Here is a 10902-nt window from a genome sequence, read left to right as displayed (position 1 = left end):
AAATAGCAAATAAAGGGAATCGAACCCTTATAAAAAGATTGGAAATCTTTTACTTTACCATTAAGCTATATTCACATGAAGGAAATTGGATTCGAACCAATGAAGATATAAATAACCAACAGATTTACAGTCTGTCCCTTTTAACCACTCAGGAATTCCTTCATTTTTGACGAATCAGGGAATTGAACCCCGCACAAAGGATCATGATTCCTTGGTTATGCCATATTAACTAATTCGTCAAAATTATATTTTAAAATTTTTTTTAAATTAGAAACATTTATTTTTACTATATTACAAAATTTAATTTTTTTTATTAATATAAATTTTAAGTATTTAGAAAAATTTTTTTTGTCGTATTTTATATTATTTAAAAAATATTTAAAATTAATTAATTTTAAATATTTTTTTAAAATAATGTATTTCTTTAACAATAATATAATATTATAAAAAGTTTTTTTTTTCAAATAAAACTTTTTATAAGAAATAAATGAAGAAATAAATATACCTAAAAAAACAGATTCACCATGTGAAAAATAGTTTTTAGTAGTTTTCTCTAAAGAATGACCAAAAGTGTGTCCTAAATTTAATAACATTCTATAATTTTTATCTAATAAATCTTTTTTAATTATAGATATTTTAGATAATATAGAATAAAATATTAATTTAATTATTTTAATATTATATTTATTTAAATAATTAAATAGATTTTTATTATTTATTATAGAAATTTTTAAAATTTCGGAAAATCCTTCTAAATAATTTCTATTATTTAGAGTTTTTAAAAATTTTTTAAAAATAATTATATATTTAGGAAAGTATATTGTTCCTAATATATTTTTACTTTTTTTTACATTTATTGCATTTTTACCACCTATAGATGAATCAACCATTGATAATAATGTACTTGGAACATTTATGTAATTTATTCCTCTATAATAAATAGAAGCAATAAAACCACTTATATCGCCAACAACACCACCTCCTATACAAATTAAATTACAATCTTTTTTAAAACCTTTTAATAAAAGATCTTTTACTATTTTATTTATTGTTGAAAAATTTTTACTAAATTCTGAATTTTTTACTATAAAATAATTATTTTTTTTAAACAAACTTTTTATAAAAAGTTTGTTTCTTAAATATAATATATAATCAACAATAAAATATTTTCTTTTTATTTTTTTTAATAATAAAGAAATATTTTTTATTTTTCTTATAAAAAGTATATTATTCATCATATTTAAAAGAATATTGAAATTTTAAAAATTCTATTCTTTTATTTATTAACTTATTTATACTATTTTTTAAAATTATTGATCTATTATTTATTATTGAGTATTTATTATAAATAATAGACTCATTTTTAAATAAATTTAATAAATTTAAATAATTAGTATAATAACCTCCTCCTGAAGAATAAAAATTTTTGTTTTTAAATAATAAACAATTTTTTTCTAAATTTCTAAAATAAAATTCTTTATATTTATTTTTTAGATATTTTTCTATATTAAAAAAATAAATAATGCTTATAAATTTATCTAAATCAAGAAGAAAAAATTTTATAATTAGCAAAAAGAAATAACATATTGTTGTTTTTCCAATACCAGGTAAACCTGTTAAAAATAATTTTCTAATGATAAGTAATATAATAAAAAATTATAAAAAACCTATTTTTATATATAGTTATAAAAAAATATTAAAAAACTTAAAAAAATTCAGAAAAAACAAAAAAATTAGAATATTTTATGCTTTAAAATCAAATTATAATAAAAAAATAATAAAAAAAATTTCTAAAATAGTAGAAGGATTTGAAGTGGTTTCCATTGGAGAAATAATGTTTTTAAAAAAATTAGGAATAAAAAACAATTTAATATTTTCTGGGGTTTCAAAAAAAAAAAGTGAAATAAAATATGCTATAAAAAATAATGTTTCATACATAAGTGTTGAGTCTTACTCAGAGCTTAAAAAAATAAAAGGAAAAATAAATATAATATTAAAATATAATTTAGATATGAGCGTGGGAACAAAAAAACAAATTACAACTTGTAAAAAAAATAATAAATTTGGAATTAGAAAAGAAGAAACGATAAAAATAATTAATTATGTAAAAAAGAATAAAATAAAAATATATGCTTTAGGATTTCATTTAGGATCACAAATAAAAAAAGAAAAGTACTATATTAAAGCTATAAAAAAAATATTTAAAATAATAAAAAAATATAAAATAAAAAATATAAATAATATAAATATAGGAGGTGGTTATGCGACTAACTATTACAATAATAATTTAATAAAATATAAAAGATTATTGAATTTTATAAAAAAAAAAAAAGAAAAATTTATTATAGAACCAGGAAGATATATAATAGCTAATTCATGTTTAACTATTTCAAAAGTTGTAAATATAAAAAAATCTAAAAATAAAAAAATATCTATATTAGATATAGGAATGGAAAGTATAATAAGACCAGCTTTGTATGGAAGTTATCACAGAATTATTAATTTTAAAATAAGAAGAAAAATAGAAAAACATGATATAGTAGGGCCTATATGTGAATCTACTGATGTTTTTTTAAAAAAAAAAAAAATAGGAATAAAAAGAGGGGATCATATTATTATAAAAGATACCGGTGCATATTGTTTAAGTATGAGAAGTTTATATAATATGAGAATAAAACCTTTAGAAATTATAATATATAAAAAAAAAATTCTATAGTGAAATAAATAATTTTAAAATATATAAAGAGGAATAATCTCCTCTTTTTATTCCTATTTTTTTTTTTTTTAAAAAAATTTTATTATTTAATATTTTTGTGTAAATATTTTTTTTAATAAAATTTATGTAAATATTTTTATATTTGTTATTTCTTTTTAAAGATTTTTTTATTTTATAAAAATAATGATTAACATTTAATAAATCTTTCTTGTTTAATATAATTTTTTTATTTATTAATAATGAATATAATTTGTTTTTTATATTATTGTTAATTTTAAATCTCTTTAATCTATGTCTCATTATTTAAAAAAATTTTTAATTTTTTTAAAAGAATTAACAAAAATTTTTTTTGAATCCACAGTTCCGTTTGTAAAAATTTTTATATAAAAATTTTTACAATCATCTATATTATTTTTAATAATTTCAATATTTTTAACAGGACTAATAAAGCTATTTACATATAATTTATTTTTTGAACTTTTGTTTTTTTTTATTTTTCCTTTAATTGAAATTTTTTTTATTTTTAATAAAAATTTTATTTTAAAATTTTTATTTATTTTAAAAATCTTAAAATTTTTATTTAAAACTTTAAACAATACAGGTAATTCTATATCTTTAGCATATAGATAACCTGGACCTTTTTTTTTTATATTTATATATATTTTATTAAAATTATTTGCTTTTATTAAAACCTTTCTAAAATTAAGTATTATTTCCATAACATCTTCATTTATTCCATCTATATAAGTATATTCATGCTTTATTTCCTTAAATAATAAGTATTCAATTTTATAAGACTTTGAATTTATTAATATCATTCTTCTAAATATATTTGATATATCATTTACAAAACCCTTTTTTATCTTAAAAATTTTAACTTTACAATAATTTTTAAAATTTTTTATAATCTTATATTTCATCTTTAAATATTTCGTGTTTTTCTATATTTTCAAAATTTTTAAAAATTGATATCTTATTAATGTAATCAGTATCATATTTTTTAATATTTTTTAATTTTAAAAATAAAGATATAAAATTATTTAATTTTTTATTTTTTTTAAAATTTTTTTTTATCTCAATTTTATCATTTTCTTTTAATTTAAAACTTGGATAATTTACTTTTTTTCCATTTATTAAAATAAATCCATGTAATATTATTTGTCTTGATTCTCTAATGGTTGAAGCAAAACCTATTCTATATATAAAAGAATCTAATCTTTTTTCTAAATTATATATTAATAAGTTTATTGAATTTATTATATTTAATTTAAGATTTGCTAGAATATTTTCTAATTGTTTTTTTTTTAAACAATAAAATATTCTAACTTTTCTTTTTAAAATAAAATCATATTTAATTTCTTTTCTATTATTTTTTTTAAATAATATTTTTTTTCTTTTTTTAAATTTCTTAAAAAAAGAAAAAAGACCAAGTAAATTTTTGAATCTTCTACATAGATTGCTTCTTTTTATTTTCATACTCTTCTTTTTTTTGGAGGTCTACATCCATTATGAGGTAATGATGTTTTTTCTATTATTTTTAAAACATTTATATTATTATTAGTTAAAGATCTTATTACTGGATCTCTACCTTGTCCTGCTCCTTTGAATTTTATTATTACATTTTTTGATTTTATAGATTTTAAAAAAATACAAACTTTATCTGTAGTTTCCTGTATTGCAAAAGGAGTAGATTTTTTGGAACCTTTAAATTTAATTTTTCCAGGACTGTTCCAAAAGATTATATTGCCATTCATATCAGATACACTAATAATTGTATTATTATATCTGGTATTAACATTTAAATAAACAATCATTTTAAAAAATTCTTAAAATTTTCCTTGATGTTTTAGCATTTGTTCTAGTTCTTTGACCCCTAGAAGGAAGTTTTTTAACATGCCTTGAACCTCTATAACATTTAATATCAATTAATCTTTTTAAATCTTTTTTTATTTTATTTTTTAATTCAAATCCTATTAAATTTTTTGATAAAAAATCACTTATTTTAAGTATTTTTTTTTTTTTTAAACTTGAAACTTTTAAGTTTAATATTTTAATTTTTTTGCATAATTTATTTGATTTTTTTTTACCTATACCATAAATATTAGTTAATTCAATATTTATATTTTTATCATCATTAAGATAATAACCCATTATATTCATCCTTGCCTTTGATTATGTTTTCTTACTATACACTTATTGTATAGTATACCCTTTCTTTTTATTAATTTGCAATACTTGCAAATTTTTTTAATAGATGATCTTACTTTCATTTAATTCTATAAACTATTCTACCTTTACTTGAACACATTTTATTTACTTCTATTTTTACTTTATCTCCTTGAGTTATTCTTATGTAATTTATTCTTATTTTTCCTGATATATAGCAAAAAATTTCTTTTTCTATTTTTGAAACGTAAACTAAAAAAGTAGAATTTGGAAGTTTTTTTAATACTGTACCTTCAAAAACAAATAATCTTTTTTTATTCATTTATAAAATAACAATTGTTAAATAATAAACATTTTTTTTTTTTTTTACTAAAAAAAAAGTTTAAAAAAAATGATTTATGAATTTTTTTATTTTTAAACAATAATTTTTTTTTTTTAATTTTATATTTTTTTTTAAATCCATATTTAGGATATATAATATTTAAAGGAGTTTGTCCTCCTATAAAAAATTCTTTTTTAGAAAAACCTGATCTTGATTTTTGTCCTTTATAACCTCTACAACAAGTATTACCTTTTTTAGAAGAATTTCCTCTTCCTAATCTTTTTTTTTTCATAAGAAAAATATTTTAACAATTTTTTTGAAGCCTTTATAACATTTATTTTATTTTTTGATCCATATATTTTGCAATTTATATTTTTTATACCTGTATATGATAATATTAATCTTAAGCATCCTCCTGCTAATAAGCCTTCATTATTTAAACATGGATATGCTTTAATAAAAGTTTTAGATACTTTTATTGAAACTTCTTTTGGAATTGTTTCTTTTTTTATATTTAATTTTATAATATTTTTTTTAGATTTAAAAAATGATTTTTGAAGAGCAGAAGAAAGATTATTCGATTTAGATTTTTCAATACCTATTTTATTTTTACCATTACTAACTAATGTATAAGCAGTATATCTAAAATTTCTACCGCCTTTTCTTACAAAAGAAGTTTTCCTTGAGTATATTAACTTTTTAAATTTTATTACCATTAAAAAGAGAATTTAGTTTTTTGCAAACATATCTTACTTTACCATTATATTTTACCTTAAACAAAGAAAAAAATATTTTTTTTAATTTTAAATTAATAGACTTAAAATATAGTTCTTTACATATAATTTTTAATTTTTTTTTATTTATTTTTTTTTCTTTATTATATTTTTTAAAAAATTTACCATTTGTACTTACGCTAGTTATAATTCTATTTTTATAAATTGAATATATTTCAATATATAAATGTTTATTTGATTTTCTTATTCTTATAAAAATTTTATTTTTTTTTTCTGTTTTTTTTAATTTTTTTATCATTTAAATATCTTAATCCTTTATCTTTATATAAATTAAACTTTTTTAGTTTAATTATTTTATTACAAAAATTACCTAATAACTCTCTATTATTACTAGAAACTTTTAACTTTTTATTGTCTTTTGAAATATTTATTAATATATTTTTATTAATTTTTATTTTAATTTTATGAGAATAACCTAAATCAAAAATAAGTAATCCTTTTTTTTGTTTTACTTTAAACTCTATACCATTTAAAATTATTAATCTGCTGTAAAAAATTAAGTTATCATTTACAAAATTTTTTAAAATTGAATAATGTGTTCCTAAATTTTTATAATTATTTTTAAAAAATGGAAAAATATTCAAAAGATTTTTATTTCTAAAAAAATAAAAATCTTTGTATTCAAAATTTATTTTGCTTATTAATAATCCTTTTATAAACAAATTTTTTAAAGAATATAATAATATTTTTTTTAAAAATATTGGAATTGAAGATTTTCTAGACATTTTTTATCATTATTATTACTTCTCCACCTGTTTTTTTAGAAATATATTCTTTAAAAGTTAAAATTCCTTTATTTGTATTTAATAAAATATTTTTATTAATATAATTTTTGAAATTTTTTTTATTAATTATATTTTTATTTGAAACTTTAGAAAATTGTAATAATTTTATATAACCAAATTTATTAAAATAATTATAATTATAGTAACATATTAAAAATTTACTTTTTATTATGTATGAACTTAAAATGTTTATTTTTTCTAATTTGTCTATTATAGATATTATGTAATTACTTTTAGAGATTATAAAATATTTTCTCATCATTATTATTGAGTTATTAAAATTACTTACCAAATAAGAAACTTTTTTATATGACATTACCAACTAGATTTAGTTACACCATAAATTTCGCATTTCATAATTTTTTCTCTAATTAATATTCTAGATACACCAAAATAACCTATATAACCTCTTGGTCTTCCTGTTATTAAACATCTATTTCTCATTCTACATGGATTTGAATTTAGAGGAATTTTCTGTAATTCTATATAATATTTATATTTTTCTTCCTTTTTTAAATTATTATTTTTTATCATTTTTTTTAAATATAACCTTTTTAAAAAAAATTTATTTTTTAAATATAACCTTTTTTTCTCCCTTTCTAACAAAGATTTTTTAGACATTTATTTAAATGGAAAATTATATTTTTTTAATAAATAATAAGAGTCATTAACGTTTTTATTTTTAATTACTATTGTAATATTTAATCCTTTAGGTAGTATAGATTTTTTAAAATTAAAAAAATCGTCGAATAAAGTATGATCTTTAATTCCTAAATTATAATTACCATAATAGTCAAATGAATTTTTTGAGAATCCTTCAAATTCATTAAGATTTTTTAAAGAATTTAAAAATTTTTTGTAAAAAAAATACATATTTTTTTTTCTTAAAGTAACTTTTAAACTTATAGGAAATCCCTTTTTAATACCAAATTCAGAAATTGATTTTTTTGCTTTTATTATTAAAGGCTTTTGTTTTGAAATAATTTTTAATTCTTTTATTGAATCATTTAAATAGTCTTTATTAAAAGCTTTATAACCCATAGACATATTAATTACTATTTTTATTAACTTTGGAACTTCCATAACATTGTATTTTTTTTTTATAACAAAATGTTTGCAAACTTCTAAATATTTTTTACTATACGACATTTTTGCACATTGAAAGTATTTTATAAAAATAAGTATTTTTGATTTCTCTTGGAACAATACCAAATACTCTTGTTGATATTAAATCGAAATTGTTATTAAGAATAACAACGGAATTTTTATAAAATTTTAAATAATTACCATTTTTTCTTTTTATACCATAAATAGTATTTATAATCAATGCATTACATACTTGACCTTTTTTAACTTTTCCTTTGCTACTACATTTTTTTATAGCAACTTTTATAAGGTCACCTATATTAGAATACTTTTTTTTATTAAAAAGTATTCTAATACATAATACTTTTTTTGCACCAGAATTATCAGAAACATCAAGAATACTTCCTTGTTTTATCATTTTAAAATTTTTAAAATTTTCCAACTTTTTTTTTTAGAAATTTTTTTATAATAAGTAAATAAAACTTCCATTCCTAATTTCAAATATAAACAATTAAAATGAATTAAATATTTTCTATCTTTATAAAAAAAAGTTTTATATTTTTTTTTATAAATTTTTTTTTTAGAAACAATAGAAACTGTTTTTTTACTACTTAATTTTATTATCTTTCCTCTTAATATCATAATTAAAAATTTTTTATTAAAAAAGTTTTAAATGGAATTTTATTTGAAACAATTCTAAATATTTTCATAAAATTTTTATTATCATAAACATCAAAATCTATTATATTAGTTCCTTTTTTAACCTTATAAACTAATCCTATGACATCACCTTTTCCACTACCCATTCTGACTTCCATTGGTTTTTTAGTAATTGGAACATCAGGAAAAATCCTTATCACTATCTTACCATTATTTCTTATATTTCTTACTAAAACTTTTCTTGCAGATTCTATTTGTTTACTATTAATATTCGAATTTTCTAAAGATATTATGGAATATTTACAATAATAATTTCCTAACACTTTTACATTGTTGTTCCTTGATTTTCTAAACTTATTAAATTTTTTACCATTTAAAAAATTCATTTTAAATAACAATACCAAATTTTTATACCAATAATTCCATATTTTGTTTTAAAAATATGATTTTTATAATTTATTAAATTTTTTATTGTACTAAGAGATATTTTTCCCTCTTTATAAGTTTCAGTTCTAGCTATTTCACTACCATTAATCCTTCCTGAAATTTTAATTTTTATTCCCTTTATATTTTTTTTTAATTTACTTTTTATAAATTTTTTAATAAAAAATTTATAATTCATACAATTTTTTATTTTTCTTTCTAAATTATTAAAAAAATAACTAAAACAAATTTCGTTACTAAAAATTTCTTTTACATTTAAATAAACTTTGCAAAAAAATTTTCTAATTATTATATCTTTTATTTTAGAAATATTAGATCCTTTTCTACCAATTAAATAACCTGGTTTGTAACTGAAAATAGTCAATATAATAGAATTTTTTAAAAATTCAACATAAAAATCTTCATAATTATTAATACCTATATTTTTTTTTAATATTTCAGATATATTTTTATAAATAAATATATAACTAGAATTATTTTTACTATCATTTCTACAAAACCAATTGTTATTTAAAAAAACTCTATAACAATTTGGATTTATTTTATTACCCATTTAAAAAATAAATAAGACATAAAAAAACATTAGATGTTATTCTTTTTAAAAAATCACATTTTCCTTTTGCTCTAGGATAAATTTTTTTATATATTTTTCCTTTTGTAACAAAAATATATTTTATTTTTATAAAATTAATATTATAATTATATTTTTTAGAAAAATTATTCAAATTATTTAAAAATAAATTATACAAATAGCGAAAACTCTTAGATTTATTTTTTTTTAAAGAGTTAAATATCTGAATAATATTTCTTCTTTTAATAAAATTTACAATTTTTTTTAATTTTTTAAAAGAACAGTTTATGTTATTAATACTATTTTTTTCTTCTATCATTTTTATTAAATTTAATATTTTTTGGATGACCTTTAAAATTTCTAGTAAAAGAAAATTCTCCTAATTTATGACCTATCATATCTTTATTAATTAAAACAGGCAAATGTTTTTTTCCATTATGAACAAATATAGTTAAACCTACAAATCTAGGTATTATATAAGAACTTCTTGACCATGTTTTTATTAAATTAATTTTTCCTGAATAAAAATTATTAACTTTTTTTAAAAGTTTATAATTACAATAATATAATTTTTTTTTGATCATTTTTTTGAAGTTTTAAATCCTTTAGTCAATTTTCCTTTGTAACTCACAGGATGTCTTTTTGATGTTGTTTTACCTTCTCCTCCACCATGAGGATGATCTACTGGGTTCATAGCTACACCTCTTACTGTAGGTCTAATTCCCTTTCTAATTTTAATTCCAGCTTTTCCTATTTTTACTTGATAATAATTACAATTGTCTACTACACCTATTACTGCTTTGCAAAAATTATTTATATTTTTAAATTTTCCATTTCTAAACTTTACTTTTGTAAATTTTCTGTCTTTAGAATAAATAATAGCATAGTTACCAGCTGTTCTTACAATTTTTGCACCTTTATCTGGTATATTTTCTATACAACATATTTTAAAACCTATTGGTATATTTTTTATAATCATACAATTACCTATTTTTGGCTTACAAAAATCAGCATTTATTATTTTTTCTCCTATTTTTAAACCTTCCAAATGTATTATATATTTGTAATCACCATCAGAATAAGATACTAAAGATATATTACAATTTCTATAAGGGTCGTATTCTATACTTTTTATTATTCCTTTTATAAATTTTTTATTTCTTAAAAAATCTATAACTCTATATTTTTTTTTTTCTCCTTTAGCTCTGTGTCTAACGGTTATTTTTCCTTGGTTATTTCTTCCAGGAGATTTTTTTATTATTAGTTTTAATTTTTTTATATTTCTATGATAAATTGATTTTTTCTCTATACAAACCATTCCTCTTAAACCAGGAGTAATTGGCTTTTTTATTATCATT

24 protein-coding genes and 3 tRNA genes are annotated in these 10902 nt (G+C 17.0%); 1 reads left to right on the top strand and 26 read right to left on the bottom strand.

The genetic code is table 11. The annotated features are described in order from the left end of the window. Nucleotides 1-4: 4 nt before the first annotated feature. The 5 genes from ACWNYQ_RS00830 to ACWNYQ_RS00810 form a co-directional block, all read right to left on the bottom strand. A tRNA-Gly gene (locus ACWNYQ_RS00830) sits at nt 5-75 on the bottom strand. Nucleotide 76: 1 nt separating this feature from the next. Further along, nucleotides 77-162, bottom strand: a tRNA-Tyr gene (locus tag ACWNYQ_RS00825). Nucleotides 163-167: 5 nt separating this feature from the next. Further along, nucleotides 168-239, bottom strand: a tRNA-Met gene (locus ACWNYQ_RS00820). Then, nucleotides 216-1235, bottom strand: coding sequence for a 3-dehydroquinate synthase (locus tag ACWNYQ_RS00815; RefSeq protein WP_455290554.1), 1020 nt, complete (start codon nt 1233-1235; stop codon nt 216-218). The genes ACWNYQ_RS00820 and ACWNYQ_RS00815 overlap by 24 nt, the downstream gene beginning before the upstream one ends. Beyond that, nucleotides 1228-1572 carry a hypothetical protein gene (locus ACWNYQ_RS00810; protein ID WP_455290553.1) on the bottom strand — a complete coding sequence of 115 codons (345 nt, stop codon included), beginning with the start codon at nt 1570-1572 and terminating at the stop codon, nt 1228-1230. The genes ACWNYQ_RS00815 and ACWNYQ_RS00810 overlap by 8 nt, the downstream gene beginning before the upstream one ends. A gap of 61 nt (nt 1573-1633) precedes the next feature. Between ACWNYQ_RS00810 and ACWNYQ_RS00805 the strand changes: the two genes are divergently transcribed. Beyond that, the gene (locus tag ACWNYQ_RS00805) at nt 1634-2716 is read left to right on the top strand and encodes a diaminopimelate decarboxylase (protein ID WP_455290552.1); all 1083 of its coding nucleotides are present in this window, start codon (nt 1634-1636) and stop codon (nt 2714-2716) included. On the opposite strand, the gene ACWNYQ_RS00800 is transcribed toward ACWNYQ_RS00805, so the two are convergent. The 21 genes from ACWNYQ_RS00800 to rplB are packed head-to-tail and all read right to left on the bottom strand — an operon-like array spanning nt 2711 to nt 10901. After that, on the bottom strand, nt 2711-3016 hold the full coding sequence (locus ACWNYQ_RS00800; RefSeq protein WP_455290551.1) for a hypothetical protein: 306 nt from the start codon (nt 3014-3016) through the stop codon (nt 2711-2713). The two genes, ACWNYQ_RS00805 and ACWNYQ_RS00800, sit on opposite strands and share 6 nt — an antisense overlap. Next, complete coding sequence (locus tag ACWNYQ_RS00795) at nt 3016-3636, bottom strand: hypothetical protein (protein WP_455290550.1); 621 nt, start codon at nt 3634-3636, stop codon at nt 3016-3018. The genes ACWNYQ_RS00800 and ACWNYQ_RS00795 overlap by 1 nt, the downstream gene beginning before the upstream one ends. Then, complete coding sequence (locus ACWNYQ_RS00790; RefSeq protein ID WP_455290549.1) at nt 3626-4192, bottom strand: S4 domain-containing protein; 567 nt, start codon at nt 4190-4192, stop codon at nt 3626-3628. The genes ACWNYQ_RS00795 and ACWNYQ_RS00790 overlap by 11 nt, the downstream gene beginning before the upstream one ends. After that, nucleotides 4189-4530, bottom strand: coding sequence for a 30S ribosomal protein S11 (gene rpsK / locus ACWNYQ_RS00785; RefSeq protein ID WP_455290548.1), 342 nt, complete (start codon nt 4528-4530; stop codon nt 4189-4191). The genes ACWNYQ_RS00790 and rpsK overlap by 4 nt, the downstream gene beginning before the upstream one ends. A gap of 1 nt (nt 4531) precedes the next feature. After that, nucleotides 4532-4876 (bottom strand): 30S ribosomal protein S13, encoded by a 345-nt coding sequence (gene rpsM, locus ACWNYQ_RS00780; RefSeq protein ID WP_455290547.1) that lies wholly within the window; start codon nt 4874-4876, stop codon nt 4532-4534. Next, the gene (gene rpmJ, locus ACWNYQ_RS00775; RefSeq protein WP_455290546.1) at nt 4873-4986 is read right to left on the bottom strand and encodes a 50S ribosomal protein L36; all 114 of its coding nucleotides are present in this window, start codon (nt 4984-4986) and stop codon (nt 4873-4875) included. Before rpmJ ends, rpsM begins: the two co-directional genes overlap by 4 nt. Beyond that, a complete protein-coding gene (gene infA, locus ACWNYQ_RS00770) occupies nt 4983-5204 on the bottom strand; it encodes a translation initiation factor IF-1 (protein WP_455290545.1) in 222 nt (73 codons plus the stop codon). The genes rpmJ and infA overlap by 4 nt, the downstream gene beginning before the upstream one ends. Then, nucleotides 5197-5496 carry a hypothetical protein gene (locus ACWNYQ_RS00765; RefSeq protein WP_455290544.1) on the bottom strand — a complete coding sequence of 100 codons (300 nt, stop codon included), beginning with the start codon at nt 5494-5496 and terminating at the stop codon, nt 5197-5199. The genes infA and ACWNYQ_RS00765 overlap by 8 nt, the downstream gene beginning before the upstream one ends. Further along, nucleotides 5459-5920 (bottom strand): 30S ribosomal protein S5, encoded by a 462-nt coding sequence (gene rpsE, locus ACWNYQ_RS00760; protein WP_455290543.1) that lies wholly within the window; start codon nt 5918-5920, stop codon nt 5459-5461. Before rpsE ends, ACWNYQ_RS00765 begins: the two co-directional genes overlap by 38 nt. Next, complete coding sequence (locus tag ACWNYQ_RS00755; RefSeq protein WP_455290542.1) at nt 5904-6236, bottom strand: 50S ribosomal protein L18; 333 nt, start codon at nt 6234-6236, stop codon at nt 5904-5906. The genes rpsE and ACWNYQ_RS00755 overlap by 17 nt, the downstream gene beginning before the upstream one ends. Next, complete coding sequence (locus tag ACWNYQ_RS00750) at nt 6199-6723, bottom strand: hypothetical protein (protein ID WP_455290541.1); 525 nt, start codon at nt 6721-6723, stop codon at nt 6199-6201. Before ACWNYQ_RS00750 ends, ACWNYQ_RS00755 begins: the two co-directional genes overlap by 38 nt. Beyond that, nucleotides 6716-7099, bottom strand: coding sequence for a hypothetical protein (locus ACWNYQ_RS00745; protein ID WP_455290540.1), 384 nt, complete (start codon nt 7097-7099; stop codon nt 6716-6718). Before ACWNYQ_RS00745 ends, ACWNYQ_RS00750 begins: the two co-directional genes overlap by 8 nt. Beyond that, nucleotides 7099-7404 carry a 30S ribosomal protein S14 gene (gene rpsN / locus ACWNYQ_RS00740; protein ID WP_455290539.1) on the bottom strand — a complete coding sequence of 102 codons (306 nt, stop codon included), beginning with the start codon at nt 7402-7404 and terminating at the stop codon, nt 7099-7101. The genes ACWNYQ_RS00745 and rpsN overlap by 1 nt, the downstream gene beginning before the upstream one ends. Then, nucleotides 7405-7932: a 50S ribosomal protein L5 gene (gene rplE, locus ACWNYQ_RS00735; RefSeq protein ID WP_455290538.1), complete on the bottom strand. Its 528-nt coding sequence runs from the start codon at nt 7930-7932 to the stop codon at nt 7405-7407. Continuing rightward, the gene (rplN, locus tag ACWNYQ_RS00730) at nt 7922-8287 is read right to left on the bottom strand and encodes a 50S ribosomal protein L14 (RefSeq protein WP_455290537.1); all 366 of its coding nucleotides are present in this window, start codon (nt 8285-8287) and stop codon (nt 7922-7924) included. The genes rplE and rplN overlap by 11 nt, the downstream gene beginning before the upstream one ends. Beyond that, nucleotides 8284-8511 carry a 30S ribosomal protein S17 gene (rpsQ, locus tag ACWNYQ_RS00725; protein ID WP_455290536.1) on the bottom strand — a complete coding sequence of 76 codons (228 nt, stop codon included), beginning with the start codon at nt 8509-8511 and terminating at the stop codon, nt 8284-8286. The genes rplN and rpsQ overlap by 4 nt, the downstream gene beginning before the upstream one ends. A gap of 2 nt (nt 8512-8513) precedes the next feature. Continuing rightward, nucleotides 8514-8915, bottom strand: a complete 402-nt coding sequence (gene rplP / locus ACWNYQ_RS00720) for a 50S ribosomal protein L16 (RefSeq protein ID WP_455290535.1) — start codon at nt 8913-8915, stop codon at nt 8514-8516. Continuing rightward, complete coding sequence (rpsC, locus tag ACWNYQ_RS00715; protein WP_455290533.1) at nt 8912-9526, bottom strand: 30S ribosomal protein S3; 615 nt, start codon at nt 9524-9526, stop codon at nt 8912-8914. The genes rplP and rpsC overlap by 4 nt, the downstream gene beginning before the upstream one ends. Beyond that, nucleotides 9519-9863 (bottom strand): uL22 family ribosomal protein, encoded by a 345-nt coding sequence (locus tag ACWNYQ_RS00710; RefSeq protein ID WP_455290532.1) that lies wholly within the window; start codon nt 9861-9863, stop codon nt 9519-9521. The genes rpsC and ACWNYQ_RS00710 overlap by 8 nt, the downstream gene beginning before the upstream one ends. Further along, nucleotides 9844-10128 carry a 30S ribosomal protein S19 gene (gene rpsS, locus ACWNYQ_RS00705; RefSeq protein WP_455290531.1) on the bottom strand — a complete coding sequence of 95 codons (285 nt, stop codon included), beginning with the start codon at nt 10126-10128 and terminating at the stop codon, nt 9844-9846. The genes ACWNYQ_RS00710 and rpsS overlap by 20 nt, the downstream gene beginning before the upstream one ends. Beyond that, complete coding sequence (rplB, locus tag ACWNYQ_RS00700; protein WP_455290530.1) at nt 10125-10901, bottom strand: 50S ribosomal protein L2; 777 nt, start codon at nt 10899-10901, stop codon at nt 10125-10127. Before rplB ends, rpsS begins: the two co-directional genes overlap by 4 nt. Nucleotide 10902 lies beyond the last annotated feature (1 nt).

The organism is Candidatus Vidania fulgoroideorum, from assembly GCF_053760525.1.
This window is presented reverse-complemented; position numbering and strand designations above follow the sequence as displayed.